The organism is Corynebacterium maris DSM 45190 (assembly GCF_000442645.1).
Lineage (GTDB): Bacteria > Actinomycetota > Actinomycetes > Mycobacteriales > Mycobacteriaceae > Corynebacterium > Corynebacterium maris.
The window spans coordinates 2040951-2055986 of sequence record NC_021915.1 but is presented as its reverse complement, the minus strand read 5'-3'; the positions used below and the strand labels follow the sequence as shown (position 1 = coordinate 2055986).

Annotated in this window: 16 protein-coding genes and 1 pseudogene; 11 read left to right on the top strand and 6 right to left on the bottom strand. The window is 60.2% G+C overall.

Translation table 11 applies throughout. The annotated features are described in order from the left end of the window. Positions 1 to 10 precede the first annotated feature (10 nt). The 4 genes from B841_RS13905 to B841_RS13900 are packed head-to-tail and all read left to right on the top strand — an operon-like array spanning position 11 to position 1302. On the top strand, positions 11 to 343 hold the full coding sequence (locus tag B841_RS13905; protein WP_156844771.1) for a hypothetical protein: 333 nt from the start codon (positions 11 to 13) through the stop codon (positions 341 to 343). After that, complete coding sequence (locus B841_RS14245) at positions 270 to 686, top strand: transposase (protein WP_404825442.1); 417 nt, start codon at positions 270 to 272, stop codon at positions 684 to 686. Before B841_RS13905 ends, B841_RS14245 begins: the two co-directional genes overlap by 74 nt. Continuing rightward, complete coding sequence (locus B841_RS09635) at positions 569 to 1144, top strand: transposase (RefSeq protein WP_404825479.1); 576 nt, start codon at positions 569 to 571, stop codon at positions 1142 to 1144. Before B841_RS14245 ends, B841_RS09635 begins: the two co-directional genes overlap by 118 nt. Before the next feature lie 14 nt (positions 1145 to 1158). Next, the gene (locus tag B841_RS13900; RefSeq protein WP_156844769.1) at positions 1159 to 1302 is read left to right on the top strand and encodes a hypothetical protein; all 144 of its coding nucleotides are present in this window, start codon (positions 1159 to 1161) and stop codon (positions 1300 to 1302) included. Positions 1303 to 1470: 168 nt separating this feature from the next. Here the strand turns inward: B841_RS13900 and B841_RS09630 are convergent, their stop codons facing one another. After that, on the bottom strand, positions 1471 to 1674 hold the full coding sequence (locus B841_RS09630) for a tripartite tricarboxylate transporter permease (RefSeq protein WP_156844767.1): 204 nt from the start codon (positions 1672 to 1674) through the stop codon (positions 1471 to 1473). Positions 1675 to 1900: 226 nt separating this feature from the next. On the opposite strand from B841_RS09630, the gene B841_RS13895 reads away from it, so the two are divergent. After that, positions 1901 to 4069 carry a hypothetical protein gene (locus tag B841_RS13895; RefSeq protein ID WP_156844765.1) on the top strand — a complete coding sequence of 723 codons (2169 nt, stop codon included), beginning with the start codon at positions 1901 to 1903 and terminating at the stop codon, positions 4067 to 4069. 83 nt (positions 4070 to 4152) lie between these two features. On the opposite strand, the pseudogene B841_RS09620 reads toward B841_RS13895, so the two are convergent. Then, positions 4153 to 4364: pseudogene (locus B841_RS09620) on the bottom strand (transposase); the annotation flags it as partial. Beyond that, positions 4353 to 4523, bottom strand: a complete 171-nt coding sequence (locus B841_RS14240) for a hypothetical protein (RefSeq protein ID WP_404825485.1) — start codon at positions 4521 to 4523, stop codon at positions 4353 to 4355. The pseudogene B841_RS09620 and the gene B841_RS14240, both read right to left, overlap by 12 nt. A 269-nt stretch (positions 4524 to 4792) precedes the next feature. On the opposite strand from B841_RS14240, the gene B841_RS13890 reads away from it, so the two are divergent. The 3 genes from B841_RS13890 (at position 4793) to B841_RS09610 (ending at position 8107) form a co-directional block, all read left to right on the top strand. Next, positions 4793 to 5548 carry a hypothetical protein gene (locus B841_RS13890; RefSeq protein ID WP_156844763.1) on the top strand — a complete coding sequence of 252 codons (756 nt, stop codon included), beginning with the start codon at positions 4793 to 4795 and terminating at the stop codon, positions 5546 to 5548. A gap of 63 nt (positions 5549 to 5611) precedes the next feature. After that, entirely contained in the window at positions 5612 to 5857 is a 246-nt protein-coding gene (locus B841_RS14060) for a hypothetical protein (protein WP_020935306.1), read from the top strand. Between the two features lie 345 nt (positions 5858 to 6202). Further along, a complete protein-coding gene (locus B841_RS09610) occupies positions 6203 to 8107 on the top strand; it encodes a calcineurin-like phosphoesterase C-terminal domain-containing protein (protein WP_020935305.1) in 1905 nt (634 codons plus the stop codon). 105 nt (positions 8108 to 8212) lie between these two features. On the opposite strand, the gene B841_RS14235 is transcribed toward B841_RS09610, so the two are convergent. Then, positions 8213 to 8812 (bottom strand): excalibur calcium-binding domain-containing protein, encoded by a 600-nt coding sequence (locus tag B841_RS14235; protein WP_169466605.1) that lies wholly within the window; start codon positions 8810 to 8812, stop codon positions 8213 to 8215. Between the two features lie 955 nt (positions 8813 to 9767). Beyond that, entirely contained in the window at positions 9768 to 10250 is a 483-nt protein-coding gene (locus tag B841_RS09600) for an excalibur calcium-binding domain-containing protein (protein WP_041631860.1), read from the bottom strand. Positions 10251 to 10557: 307 nt separating this feature from the next. Between B841_RS09600 and B841_RS09595 the strand changes: the two genes are divergently transcribed. Then, entirely contained in the window at positions 10558 to 11607 is a 1050-nt protein-coding gene (locus B841_RS09595) for an alpha/beta fold hydrolase (RefSeq protein WP_020935302.1), read from the top strand. Positions 11608 to 11963: 356 nt separating this feature from the next. After that, the gene (locus B841_RS09590) at positions 11964 to 12746 is read left to right on the top strand and encodes a GntR family transcriptional regulator (protein ID WP_245561041.1); all 783 of its coding nucleotides are present in this window, start codon (positions 11964 to 11966) and stop codon (positions 12744 to 12746) included. Between the two features lie 16 nt (positions 12747 to 12762). Here the strand turns inward: B841_RS09590 and B841_RS09585 are convergent, their stop codons facing one another. Continuing rightward, the gene (locus B841_RS09585) at positions 12763 to 14019 is read right to left on the bottom strand and encodes a CaiB/BaiF CoA transferase family protein (RefSeq protein ID WP_020935300.1); all 1257 of its coding nucleotides are present in this window, start codon (positions 14017 to 14019) and stop codon (positions 12763 to 12765) included. Positions 14020 to 14264: 245 nt separating this feature from the next. Between B841_RS09585 and B841_RS09580 the strand changes: the two genes are divergently transcribed. Next, positions 14265 to 15026: an SDR family NAD(P)-dependent oxidoreductase gene (locus B841_RS09580; protein WP_020935299.1), complete on the top strand. Its 762-nt coding sequence runs from the start codon at positions 14265 to 14267 to the stop codon at positions 15024 to 15026. Positions 15027 to 15036: the final 10 nt, after the last annotated feature.

The following is a 15036-nucleotide window of genomic DNA, read 5'->3' as shown; positions in this document are numbered from 1 at the left end:
CGCCACAAACTTGGCTGTCGCCGACACCATCGACGACGCGTTGACCGACCAGCAGAACCCGAACCTGACGCACACCGTCGGCTTCACGGTGACTTCGTTGGCGCTGGCGTTGATCCTCGGCGTTGATGACGTCAGCGACATCGACCTGCTCGACCCGCTGGTGTCCACCGGGCTGATCACCCAGGCGGGCGTCAGATTCCACGATCCACCGCCGCCACCACGAACTGGCCCCACTCGGCGATCACGTGCGCACCCCGCTGGCGGCGGCGATGAACACCCTGCGCACCCGGGCATGGAACACGCTCGGGCCGCGCAACCCGGCTGTACGGGCCACTGTCGATAATCCCCTGTTCATCGACCTGGATGCCACCGACATCACCGCGCATTCGGACAAGGAACGGGCCTCAACGACGTGGAAAAAGCACTTCGGATTCCACCCCCTCTGTGCATTCATCGACCTCGGTGATGACCACGGCGGCGAAGTACTCGCCATCCAGCTGCGCACCGGGAAAGCCGGGGCCAACAGGGTGGCTGACCACCTCGACGTCCTCGACGCAGCCTGGCCGTCCTGTCGGATCACGCGGACGGCAAACCCTGGGGCAAACGCCTGCTGCTTCGCTCGGATGCCCGCGGCGGGACACAGAAGCTCATCGAGCACATCGACTCACTCGAGCACGGTTATCTGATGGGGTTTCGCGACAGCGATGCGATTGGGATTATCGTCTCCATCACAGGCCACGAGGCGAAGTCGCATATCCTGCGCCCGGACGGCCGACCCGCGACACTGGCCACCGGGTTCATCGCCGATATCACCGACCGGGTTCGCTCTTGGGCGCCGCAGCGCCCACCAACAATCGGCATCACCCTGGATAACTATCCGGCCGGGATTCGGGTGGTCATAAAGGCCAAACACCCCGCATCCGGTGCGCAACTGGCGATCACCGACGTCGACGGTCGCCGCGTGCGGTTGTTTGTGACCAACCTGTGTGGCCAGCCGCAGCGCCTGGACCGCGCCTACAGCAGACGCGGGCGCTGTGAGCAACGGATTAAGAATCTCAAGGACCTGGGGCTGGCGAAGCTTCCGCATTATGGGGCCGGAATGAACCAGGCGTGGATCTTGTCGGTGATGCTGGCGCACACCTGATTGTCCACACCGGAATGCTCGACAGCACCGCCAGCCATGAGCACCGGTGGTGGGGGTGGGAACCGAAAACGATTCGGGCCCGGATCATCAGCATCGCCGCCGTCGTCATCCGGCATGCCCGCCGGCTGATTCTGCGGGTGGATCGGGCCGCGCCCTGACAGTCGTTGCTGCGCGCGGTGCTGGGCCACCAACAGCATCACCGGGCACCCGCCTGACACCGGCCCCTGAGCTGGTCGCACCGTTTCCTGTTTCTGCCGCCCTTGTCCGCCCCACCATGAGAAAGGCTGTCGCACATCAACGCCTTCCCGAGCACCCGGGACGGTCAGTCATGCGGTGACCAGCGATCCGGTTGCGGACATGTCAGCGGCCCTGTCGACGGACTTCCCGTGAAAAATCCAGGCTAGCACCAGCCACAGGTTCAGCACCGAGGAGCCGATGGCGTAGACGCCGAGCATCGACAGCACCGCGATGCCGGCGTACAGGTACGGGCGCGGGACGTGGAGCAGCTTGCCCCACATCGGGAGATTCACTGTACATCACAGTTCGCTGAACAGACCACCCACGTTGTGTCTCGTTGCCCGACGATGTCACCGAGGTGACTTAACGTATCAGCCCTGACGAGTGACTACCACACTAAATTAATAAAATTCGGGTAAAGTCGCATACACTATAAAGTTTGGTTGACCAGCCTGAGTGGTTAACTAGCCTTTGCAGATTTAACTACTGCACCCAATAAACATTAAAAACGAGGAAATAATGTTATTTAAAACCGCGAATTTTGTAAGTATTGAAACTAGCGCTTCCGGTATTGAAGGGACACACCTGACCGAAACAGGGGATCTTACCAGTTTTGAAATTTTAACAGCTGCGGGAATCGGCTCGGGTCCTGAAATAACCTTTGACATGACGTTAGGAATGTCTGATTTAACAGGAATTACCGTACCCGAACTTAGCGAATGCGTTGGTGAGTGGATGGCTGTTGCTGAGCGGTCCACTCCTCGAAGTAACGACTATCTCGTATTCGCTGACCCGTACGGGTACTGCCCCGTTTTCTACGCGATAGTTCCGGGGCGTGCAATAATTTTATCGGACTCATTTTATGGTGCTCGCGCTGGCCTAGTGGAATGGGGGGTTGATCCAACGCTTGATTTCGAAAATTACCTTACAACTGTGTCTGCTAAGTCTGTCCATTTTGCAAACCCCAGCGTTCATCGGACGATGGCGCGCGAAATCAAAATCCTCTCGCTCGATAAAGCATTACTGATAACCAAAGAGACCATTAGAACTATATCCCGCAACGTATTAGAGAAAGCATCTTCAATAGATAATTTTGAAGAAGCTATCGCGCGTGGCGTTTCATATGCCACTGATTCGTTGAAGAATATCTTTAGAACGTATGATCTGGATAAAACTCTGTTTCTTTCTGGTGGAGTTGATTCTCGCCTTCTTCTTGCGCTATGTCTTAAAGCTGGCATCAAAGATGATGTTCAAATTCGGACAGCTGACCCCCGCAAATTTGCCACAAAATATTCGCGTACCGTCATCAGGAATGATGTCCGAATATCTAATGCTATACGCCAGGATTTAAAAATGTCGTGGTGGCGGAAAAGTGAATCATCCAATTTCGCGGTCGATTTTCGTGAGTCCCTGGCTTCTTTTCAGTCGTATCGCTCTAATTTCTCGTACGCTTATTCGCCGCAGAATAGTGTTAATATAGCCACCAGTCCAGTCATTGCTCTGCGAGGCGGGGGTGGAGAGATGCTGAGGTCTACAAACACCAGCATTCGAATAAGTCAAAAGATTCACTCATTGGAATCCTCTGGAGAAGTAGAGGGTGACTCCAATGTAGATAAATTACTTAGCTGGTATATGCAGACCGGGAGATTAACCGGTTTGTTTGATGATACCATCGCTGGCTTTATGACAGAGGTGTTTGAATCCCTTGGCCCAGGCTCAATCATTGAGATGATGAACATGCATTACTTGAAGACGCGTAATCGAACACACTTTGGGCACGCCCGTTTTTCCCACGTTGGTAATGAAGTCGCATTTCATTTCTTATCTAACGCATATTTCCGGCGAGCTGCTGAATTGTGCTCATTTGAAGACCGGTCAGAAGGACTGGTGGTTAATGAAATTTTCAAACAAACCGCCCCAGAACTTTTACAGTATCCTTTTGAAAATGATGACTGGACGCAGAAACTCACAGCAGAACCTAGGCATTGGATAAGTGAGGATGACAGGCTGTGGCAGCGTGAACTTGATGCTTTACAGGAAGTTGAACCGGAAAGGCTTCAGGCAGATGGGTGGGGACGCGCGGATCGTGGCATCGGCTTCGAACCTATCTCACAGGAAAAACAAGCAGACTTTATCCGCCGTTGTTTCAGTTTAGTAGAATCTCACGTATGCCAGGATAAGCTACCCGAACTGAGTGTTTTTCATCAGAGACTTTTCGCTGTGGTCAACAAACAGCCGCAACATTTAGCAACTCTGGTTTCTAAAGTAGCTTCAGCTGCAGATGTATTCTTTCCAACCGTCAGGAAGGGAAAGTCAACTATTTTGTCCTGTTTCACGGTGCAGAGAGAAGTTAAGCCGGTGATTCGATCATCAAAACCTTCCGTCTTGGAAGTTCCTCAAGATGGTTGGAACAATATTCCGCTTGTCAACTTCAGCCCTATTGCCGTCCAGTGCTCCGGCGGAATTATGATCAGCTCTCAAGTGGCCGGAGCTCTGAGCGCCGGAACGCAGTTCGCATACTACCTTTACAAGGATGGAGAGCGGATTGGTATGGAATGGTACTCATCGCGGCCACAAATGCTGTTTGAAATGGATTTAGAGCCCGGCCTTTATCATTCTAAAGTATTTGCTCGATCCGGCCTTAAGGACTCCCCGATTACTAAAGATACGCCGATGATTAAAATTTGATTGTGTGAGTCTTAGCCCGGATTTCCCGGGGTATCGTCGAGCAGGAGTGTTGATGATCCTGACCTTAAATGGCTCTCCCGGATTTAGAGTGCGTTGATTTTGGTATGTAGCTGCCCGGAGTGAATCAACGATCGCAAGATGTAGTGCCCGAGGTTCTTGAACCCCAGGGCGATTCCCCGCAGGTGCTCCAACCGGCCGTTGATTGCTTCGACCGGCCCGTTGGATGCGCCGATATCGAAGTACGCCAGCACGTCCTTCTGGCGTCGTGAAGGGTGCGGCCGAGTTACTTGATCTCCTCCAGGCCTTTGGGCATGGTCGATGAGCGCAGCGCGCTGATCACCTTCCGCATCAGCTTCTTACCCTCCGATCGCTTCGGGTGTTGGTAGGCGGCGATAATCGGCTCATCCGGATCTGGAGTGCGTAGGCGACGCTGAGTGATGTTCCGGGGTGGCACAACATATAGGGGCCCTGACAGGTCGCAAGATGAAAGCTGCGAAGAAATCATCTCAACCGACCAAGATCTTACATGTTGTGCCTCCCCGAAGCACTACCTACCGCTGTCTACGCACCCCAGATCCTGAAGAGCCACTTAAATTCTAGTCGCGGTACAACTAACCACCCCGAGCGCTTAGGAAAGCGCCGATGCAGGGTAGTTTTCTCAGCGTTAAGAGTAAACAAGGGGGTGTCCCCCGAAAGGGGCGCGATCTGGCAGAATCACTACGCATGGTAGCTCCTCCAGGTATGATTCAATGTCAGTCCTCCCGACTCGGTGGACTCCCGATCCATTACGCAATTACCGAGCGCTCTACTCCTGATGGGCTCGTCGTGCTCATGCCAGCCGCGCTCAGCTCCAAACGTGAAGATAGAAAACGCATATATTTTACCCGTGGAAAATGGGTTAATGAATGGCCAAATGCTGAAGTGGTATCGTTCTCTGATCCAGCGGTGCAGCAGGATGAGCGATTAAACGGGGCGTGGTACATTCACCCAGAACATGATGTAGTAAGGACAATCAGCGAGATCGTTGGCGAGATAGCCACCAGTGGAGGCATCCCTTATTCACGGATCGTCTTCTACGGTTCATCCCTTGGTGGCTTTGGCGCTATTGGAGCGGCCGCCCACCTTGATGGCTCGCGGGCGGTCGCTGAAGTTCCCCAGATTGATTTCGCTAATTGGTTTGCCGGTTCGATAAAAGCAGTGGAAAAATACATCATCGGCATGCCGTTAGAAAAATATAGGTTCCTGCATCCGGAGCAAATATCTCTGCTGGACCGCCTAGAACTCGCAGGTCGAATACCTGAATACAAGCTGATCTCGAACCCTCAAGATCCCTGTATTGATGAACAGCGCGCATTTTTCGAATGGTCGCATTCGAGCCCGGTTCCGTGCTCTGGCCCGGTCGAGATGCTCCTGACGACTCGGGTGGAGGGTCATCGGGTTCTAGACCGAAAGGACGTCTGCCCTCATATCAGTCCCTAGCGCACAAGCCTGATCCCGTTTAGTAGGCACGCTGGAACTAGTGTCCTGGGCCTGCTGGGCTTCATGATGCGCCGCTACAACATCCCGGTGGCCCCGGTGCTCATCGCCGTGGTGCTGGGCCCCATGGCCGAAACCGAGCTGCGCCGCGCCCTCGCGGTCTCTGAGGGCGACGTCTCCGTCCTGATCAGCAGCCCGTTCACCATCACGGTCTACCTGCTGTTGGGCATCGCGATGCGGTCACCGTCGTCCAGCACGTCCGCAGCCGCGCCAGCCAGAAGTCCGATGTCGCCGCCCCGGCCGCACCCGTAGACGAAGAGGAGGCCAAGGTCGGCGTCTAACTCACTACCCCTTTGCTTGCTCATCACCGCCCTCGCGCACCCACCGTGCGCGGGGGCGTCGTCAAGTCCAGGAAGGAGGGGAGTGACCAATGACGCGAGAGTTATGACAGCGTTGCCCAGTTATTCATGCTGACGTAACTGTTTATTACTTTCGCTTTCCTATCTTCAGAGCCAGCGCCGCGACCAGGCCCTTGCCCCTGGTTTCGGTGCTCCTCGGCGCTTTCCACCGTTGTGTGGGGCTAACCAGCGCCGCAGGGTTCTCGAACATCCGGCGCCTGCGCGCCAACAGACAACAAGATCGGACAGCAAAAAAACGATGAACGCACAGCCGAGACCCGGCCACACATCCTCCCTCCGCCGGGCCACCGCCGTCGCCTCCGGTATCGCCGTGGCACTGGCCGGCCTGGTCACCCCGGTGGCCATGGCCCAGGAATCCGGATGGGACAACGACGCCTATCGTGGCTCCGTCGAAGTCGTCGACGACGCCGGAGACGACACGGTGCTCTCCGGGGTGGTCTTCGACGACCAAAACCAGAACTCCGTCCGCGACAAGGACGAGCCGGGCGTCGAGGGCGTGGCGGTTTCCAACGGCCGCGACGTAGTGCTCACCGACAGCGAGGGGCGCTACGAGGTGCCGGTCGACGACAACACCACCGTGTTCATCACCCAGCCCGCCGGCTACCAGGTCCCGGTGGACGAGCACAACGTCGCGCAGTTCTACTACCACCACGTCCCGGAAGGCTCCCCGGAGCTGCGCTACGGTGGCATCGATCCGACCGGTGCGCTGCCGGACGCGGTGAACTTCCCGCTCATGCAGTCGCAGGGCACCGCGGCGGCCGACCAGCACTGCGTCATCGGCGGCGACATCCAGACCTACACCGTCGAGGAAGTCGAGCTCGCCCGGGCCGGCGCCTTCGCCGACCTCGCCGAGCGCGACGACTACAGCTCCTGCGGCGCGCTGTTCATCGGCGACGTCGTCGGCGACGACCTGTCATTGTACCCGGACGTCAAGGACATGACCGGCACGCTCAACGGCCCGGCGCGCTTCTTGCCGGGCAACCACGACCTGGACTTCGACGCGACAGACGGCGAGCACAAGTTCGACACCTACCGCGCGAACTTCGGCCCGGAGTACTACTCCTTCGACGTGGGCAACGCGCACGTGGTGGCGTTGGAGTCGGTGGAGTACCCGGTGGCCGGCGGCGGCTACAACGGCGCGGTCGATGAGGAGCAGCTGGAGTGGCTGCGCCAGGACATCGCGAACACCCCCGAGGACAAGCTGATCGTGCTGGCCACCCACGTCCCGCTGATGTCTTTCGCGGACCAGGACTCGGACGTGCACCAGATCGATCAGGTCCAGGAGATCTACGAGATCATCGGTGACCGTGAGGCCATCGCGGTCAGCGGCCACACTCACGCGCTGTCGAATATGCGCGAGGGTGACAGCCTGGCGGGCTGGCGGGAGCTCTACGGCGTGGAGGCGCTGCCGTTCACCCACATCGTGGCCGGCGCGATCTCCGGCGACTGGTACAACGGCCGCACGCTGGACAACGGCCTGCCGGAGGCCGTCGGCCGCGACGGTTCCCTGCCGGGCGTGCTGACCCTCGACATTGACGGCAGTGAGGTCTCCGAGTTCTACACCGTGCGCGGTGAGGAGCAGTCCATGCAGATGGCGCTGTCGCTGAATACCCCGGCTTACCGGGACTGGTACGAGGCCAACCTGGACAACGCCGGGGAGGCCGAGGCTTTCGCTGACCCGCTGACGGTCCCGGCGGGCGAGGTCTCTGAGACCTGGCTGACCACGAACTTCTGGATCGGTTCCACCGGCTCCACCGTCGAGGTCTCCTTCGATGGCGGCGAACCGGTGCTGGCCGAGCGCACCCAGCAGATGAACGGCGAGGACGTCAACGTCGGCGCCGAGTGGTCCGACCCGGCGGCCGTGCAGCAGCAGCTGGTCCACGGCGGCAGCGTTGCTGACCGCGCCTCCCACATCTGGCGTTTGCCGCTGCCGGCCGACCTGACCGCCGGTGAGCACACCGCGGAGGTCACCGCGACCGACGTCCACGGCAACGCCTACACCGAGACGCTGACCTTCACCGTCGACGGTGAAGGTGAGGTCGCGGACGATGTGGACGAGGACGAGAACATCGACGAGGGGAACACCGGCGGCGATGGCCTGGCCGACTTCTCCAGCAACCTCTCCAGCTCCCTGCTCCGCTAATCGCTGAAGCGGGTGAGGTCGCCCGGATAACCTTGCGCATCACGAACCCGGCCCACGATCAGCAGCATGCGATCGTGGGCCGGGTCGGTGTTTTATGGAGCGAGGTTACTCGCAGCCGATGCCGTCGCCGTCGCGGTCTAGGTGGGAGCCGTAACCGGGGGAGCCGGCATAGACGGGAGCGGCGCCTGCCGCCCGCGCCGCAGCGCAGTTCTTGTAGTACGTGCTGGCGGGGGCGGGTGCCGGGACAGGTGCGGGCGCGGGTGCTGGCGCCGGGACGAACTGCTGCTGCTGTTGGATCCGAGTCCGCTCGGCGGCAGCTGCCGCTTCCTCTTGAGCGATGCGCTCACGTTCCGCTTCTTCTCGGGCGACCCTATCTCGCTCTTCCTGCTCTCGGGCCGCTTCTTCCTCGCGGGCCTGCTCCTCAGCAGCCTCCTCGGCGGCCTGCCGCTCCGATTCCCGGGCGGCGGACTTCTCTGCCTCTCGCTTCTCCGACTCCTTGGCGGCAGATTCTTCCGCCGCCTTCTCCTTCGATTCCTCGACGCGGCTCTTCTCAGCCTCCCGCTCCTTTTCCGCCTTCCGCTTTTCTTCCTCACGCTCATCGGGGGTCGGGGTGGGAGTTTGGGTCGGCGAGGTGACTTCCTCCGCAGCAGGCTGGACGTCCACCGGTTCCGGCGTGGGCATGATCAGAATGCCGATCAGAGCCATGACGACGGAAGCTCCGGCGACCCGCCCCCACCGGCGAGGCTTCCGGTGCGGGGGCTGTATAGCCGCCATTTCGTGGGTGGCGAAGGGGTTTCCTGGAGAGGGTGCTTCAGTTTCCGCTGCTGCAGCATAGTTCTCGTGGGCTTTGTGATCCCGGTGTCGGCAGTACAACAACCACGCGGCGGGAAGGGCGAATGCCAGTGAGGCAAGAAAACCACCGATTCTCTCGGAGGCACTGCCTTCGCTTAAGAAACCTACGGCTCCGATGCCGAAAAATATTACTACGATCCAAGCGACAATGGTCCCAATTCTCGATGGTTTCTTTTGTTCTTCGCTGTGATGGCTAGCGGTGTCCACGGTGACCCTTTCGGCAAGCGTCTACCCCTTGTGGGTAAGCGCTGAACAGGTGAATCAGCCGCAACAGCTCGGGGAGAATCTGGAAGCAGAGGGCCGAATCAGAATGTTTTTAGGATACACACAGGAAGAAGAAAGGGAAATGGCAAGGGTAAGTTAGGTGTCTCACTATTTATTGTTCCACTCGCGGGTTCGGGCGGGCCCCAAGGGGCGTTAATAACGGTGACAGGCCTTGCAGTAGTGGCTGTAGGTGGACTGGCGAACCAGGGGGAACTGCCACCACTGCGCGGCAAGGGAGCTCGGTCTGCCTAGTCTGGAGCGTCTGGCCCTGACGATTTCTACGCTGCGGTGAGCATCGTGCAGGCGGGTGAAGAATCGACTACCGGCAGGGCGCGCAAGTGGTGCGCACCAGAGTTAGACGGTCGGCAGAAATATTTGAAGCTAGGTACCCACCAGTGGTAGCGCGGGCGGTGTTGGTGGCCGTGCACTCAGCGCTGCGGCGTCCGTGCTCTTTCGACCATGGTCCTGCAGTGCGGGCGCGGCCCATGATCACATCCTGGTGGTCGTAGGCCGTGTCTTCGCTTTATGGGGCCGTGGGGCGAGATTACTCGCAGCCGATGCCGTCGCCGTCGCGGTCCAGGTGGCGGCCGTAACCGGGGGAGCCGGCGTAGACGGGGGCGGCGCCTGCCGCCCGTGCCGCAGTGCAGTTCTTGTAGTACGTGCTCGCGGGTGCCGGGGCCGGGGCAGGCGCAGGGGCCGGTGCCGGGGCGGGGGAGTTTGCGATGCCGGCCCGGCGGGTGTTTACGTCCGAGCCTGCGCCAGCTCCAGCTCCCGCGCCTGCGCCAGAGGATGAGTCGGCGGGGGCCGTCGTCGTGGCCGCCGCGGGCTCGGTGGTGGGTTCTGTGGTGGGTTCGGCCGATTCAGTCACCGTGGTGGTCTTGGTGGTGGTTTTCGTGGTGGGGGAGGCGGTCGTCGTGACGGTGGAGGTCACGGTCGGGCCAGGCACCTCGACCTCGACTGTCTCGGAGCCGCAGGCGGACAGCGGGGCGATGACGGCGACGAGCGCGCCGATCATGGCGGTCTTCATGCGACGAGAGGGGGATCCGAATTGGGGACGGAACAGAGACATACAAACCCTGACTATGAGCTGGCAAGAACCTTAATACTTTTAATGTATCCCCTGGGCGGCGATTCCCCTAGCGGCTCCCCCTTTCGGGTATGCCCTGGGAATGGCGGGTCTACGGGGTTCAGGGGTGGCGGCTTGTGGGGCGGCGAGCCTCGGGGGCGGGGGAGGTCTATGTCAATTGTGTTGACAGGATTTCATTCCCCGGCGCATGACCAGCCACTGCGTCTAGAATGTGGCCTAACCCACAGGCAACGTTGATCGGAGCGTCATGTACCACAACGATTTCTACACCCCCGAAGTCCACGGCCCTTACGAGATGATCGGCATTGGCCGCCTCGACCTGGAAAACGGCGAGGTGATTGAGAACTGCGAGCTGGCGGTGGCCACCCGCGGCGAGCTCAACGAGGCCAAGGACAACGCGATTCTCATCCCGACCTGGTTCACGGGCACGCACCAGGCGTGGCTGGAGTCCTACATCGGTCCAGAGCACGCGCTCAACCCGGAGAAGTATTTCATCGTCATCGTCAACCAGATCGGCAACGGGTTGTCCACGTCGCCGCACAACACTGATGATGAGTCCATCGCCATGTCGAAGTTCCCGTTCGTCTCGATCGGCGACGACGTCGTCGCCCAGGAACGGTTGCTGCGTGAGCACTTCGGGGTGACCGAACTCTTCGCCGTCGTCGGTGGATCCATGGGCGCGCAGCAGACTTACGAGTGGGCCGTGCGCTTTCCCGACAAGGTCAAGCGCGCCGCCCCGATCGCCGGCACCGCCCAGAACACCCCGCACGACTACCTGTTCACCCAGGTGCTTATGGACGCCGTCACCTCGGATCCCGGGTTCAACGACGGCGAATACGGCTCCCACGAGGACGTCATGGAGGGGCTCAAACGGCATGCCCGAGTGTGGGCAATCATGGGGCTGTCCACGGAATGGTGGAAGCAGGAACGCTGGCGGGCCCTGGAACTGGAGAGCCGCGATCAGGCGGTGAGGGAATTCTTAGAGCCGACTTTTGCCGCGCTTGACCCGAATTCGCTGATCGCCATGGGGCGCAAATGGCAGTACGGCGACGTCGCCCGCCTGCGCGGCGATGACCTGGCCGCGGCGCTGGGGCAGATCACGGCGAAAGTCTTCGTCATGCCGATCAGCGAAGACATGTTCTTTCCCGCTCGCGATTGCGCTGCCGAGGCGGAGCTGATCCCGAACGCTGAACTCCGCGTCATCGAAGACATTGCCGGGCATTTCGCGCTGTTTAACTTCGAGCCGACCTATATGGAGCAGATCGACCGGCATCTCGGGGAGTTGTTCGCGTCCTGACCGGAGTGGTGGGTCGACCTCACCCCTCGGCAAAGAATTGTCAGGTGATGAAATGGGGACTGTGGTGAGTGATGTCGTGGCTCAGGCCGTGAAAGTGGTCCCGGCCCCGAAGTCGATCCCAAGATCATCGCCCGCTGGTTGAGTGTGGCGGCAGGCGGGTGTATCTTCCTGAAACATCGTGGCGACGTGTGGGGTGCCGCCTCTGTCGTGCCCCGGTAGGTAAGTCGGGCCACTGTTTCGACTTTTGGATGATGGTAGGGGACCGCGCGCTATACGGGTGTACTAAATTTGTGGGGAGTGCGGAGCTGTGGGGCCCGGCATGGCTTCCCACACACATAGCGCAGCTCGCTTGTCGTATGAAAGGAATCGCCCTGCCGATGAATGCCTCATTTGATTCAAACGACAGTTCCAACCACCAGCACGAGACTGACGATGAAGAGAGGAACCTGAAGTCGATCCTTGCCCGCCAACTAGGCGTCGAGGATGGCAATGGTTCGCTGGCTGGCCGCATCGCCATTGACGTGGGCATGCGGATCATCCAAGGGGAATTGCTGCCGGGCAGTGACCTGAACTCCGTGGATTTGGCCAGTGATTTCAACAGCTCCCGGACTCCGGTGCGTGAAGCACTTCTCATGTTGGAGAAGCAAGGGCTGGTGGAAGTGCCGGCGCGGCGCCGCCCAGTGGTCAAAGATTATCTGAATGTTCGCGTGGACAAGATCTACGAGACCCGCGCACTGTTGACCGGTTACATGTCCATGTCGATCTGCCTCAACTGGGTGGGTGACGACCTGGACAAGCTCTGGCAGCACGTTGAGGAGATGCAAGCGGCCAGCAGCGCTGGCGATGTCAATCGTTTCTTCTGGGCCAACGTCCACTTTGGCGAGGACGCCACCCGTATCGCAGATAACCAGTTCGTGGCGGAGACAGTCGATTCGTTAGGACTGACTAGCTTGGGGCTGCGACGCAGGTCGATGGCCTTGCCGGGACGGATGGAGGCATCCACCCGTGATCACGTGCGCCTCCACGAGGCCTTCCGTGCCAGAGACACGTCCCTGGCCCGGGCGCTGTCCATGGGAATCATCCGGGACGCATACTTCGCCCTGTCCGGCGGCAAGGCGAGTCGCTGGCCCTTCGACTGATCGTCTCGGTGCGCTTTTAGGAGACCTGGATCGTCGCGTCGTCCCCAACGGGGCTCTGGACGACGCCGGTGAGCCGCAACGTGTCGATCTCGTCGCCGGACAGGCCTAGGACGTCCGCCAGGATGCCCGCGGTGTGCTCGCCGAGTGCCGGGGGGAATTCGGCGGTGTCCTTGCGTGATCGACTCAGTTTGATGGGGTTGCCCAGGGTCTCCACGGAGGTGCCGTCGGCGTCCTCGAGGCGGACGACCATCTCGCGGTGGAGCACCTGTGGGTTCGACAGCGCCAAGTCCAGGTCGTTGACCATTCCCACGGGGATGCCGGCTTCGTTGAAGAGCTCAACCCATTCCTGCGCAGGGCGGGTGAGGAAGGCCGGCTCGATGATCGCCCAGAGCTCTTCCTTATTGCGTAGGCGATCACCGTTCTTGAGGAAGCGGGGGTCCTCGATGAGCTCCGGATGGCCGAGAACCTCGGCCATGGCGCGCCACATGCGCTCGGTGTTGGCGGTGGTGACGATGTCGCGGCCGTCCTGGGCGGTGAACTGGCGGTAGGTGGGGATGGCGTCGTGTCCGCTGCCCTGTCGGCCGGGGACTTCACCGGACTCCAGGTAGTAGGTGCCCTGGTAGCTGAGCATATTGACCAGGCAGTCGAGCATCGAGATGTCGATGAAATCGCCGCGGCCGGTGATGGTGCGGTTGTGGAGGGCGGCGAGCACGCCGATGGCCATGTTGAGGCCAGCGGCCAGGTCACCGACGGGAAGTCCGGTACGCACGGGGCTTCCGCCGCGCTCGCCGGTCAGGCTCATGCTTCCGGAGAGCGCCTGGACGATCATGTCGTAGGCCGGCTTGTCGCGGTCGGGCCCGTCCTGGCCGAAGCCACTGATGGACGCCCAGATCACCGAAGGGTTGGCGGCCAGTTCTTCGTCTCGGTCGATGCCAAGTCGGCCGAGCACGCCAGGACGGAAGTTCTCGATGACCACGTCCGACTCTGAGATCAGCCGGCGCACCAACTGCGGGGCCCCGTCAGATTTGAGGTCGATGACGATGCTCTTCTTGTTGCGGTTGATGGTGTGGAAGTAGGCGCTGTCGCCGCGGATGAAGTGCGGCGGGACGGTACGGCTGAGGTCTCCGGCGGGGGCCTCCACTTTGATGATCTCTGCCCCCAGGTCACCGAGGATCTGTGTGCCGTAGGGGCCGGACAGGAACTGGGTGAAATCCAGGATGCGCACCCCCTGAAGAGGGCCGTTGTTGTCGCTGTTGTGCTGGGAAAAGGTCATGTCTCCTCGTTTTCCGCGCATTTCGGGGACGGGGCCTCGACGCGCTGCCAAGATGAGTGGATGTGGGTTGGGATACAGCCAAAGGGCCGGTGTGAGAAGCATACGATAAAAAAACTTTACTGTCGACACTTGACGAGATGTTGGTCACGTTTGTAGGGTGGGTGTCACCCACACCGCACTACAGCCCGAGCCAAAGTCGACACTTTGAGTCGGCCGGGGAGGGCGACATACATGAAAGGAACAACATGCGCTTGAAGGACGAGGTTGCCATCATCACTGGTGGCGGATCAGGAATGGGACGCACTGGAGCCTTGCGTTTTGCCGAAGAGGGCGCGAAGGTTGTCGTCGCCGACCTCAATGGCGTGGCCGCCGAGGAGACCGCGCAGATGGTGAAGGACGCTGGCGGCGAGGCTGTGGCCGTTCAGGGCGACGTCGCTACGCTGGAGGGAAACCAGAACGCCGTGCAAGCCGCGCTGGATAATTACGGCAAGCTCTCCATCGTGTGGGCCAATGCCGGTGTGGCCACCTCAGTGAAGCCCCTGCTGGAGGCCGATGAGAAGGACTCCTCCCACTTCGACCTGATGTACCGGGTCAACGTGAAGGGCCCGTGGTACATGGCCCAAGCCGCTATGCCGCACCTGAAGGAGCAAGACGGCTCCATGGTCATCACGGCCTCGCTCTCGGGCCTGACCGCCCGTCCGGGCAACTCCGCTTACTCCGCGACCAAGGGCGCTGCAGTCCAGCTGACTCGTGCACTGGCCGTCGAGTTCGCCCCGAATGTCCGCGTCAACTCCATCTGCCCAGTGGCCACAGAAACCCCGATGCAGGACGTGTTTACGCCCGGCGAGATGGGCGACGTGATGAAGCCCAAGATCGTCGCCGGCATCCCGATGGGGCGCCTGGCCAACACCCAGGACATGGCGGACGCCGCCCTCTTCCTGGCCTCACGTGAAGCCGGCATGATCACCGGTCACAACCTGCCGGTTGACGGAGGTTCGCTGTGCTAAAGCTCGACAC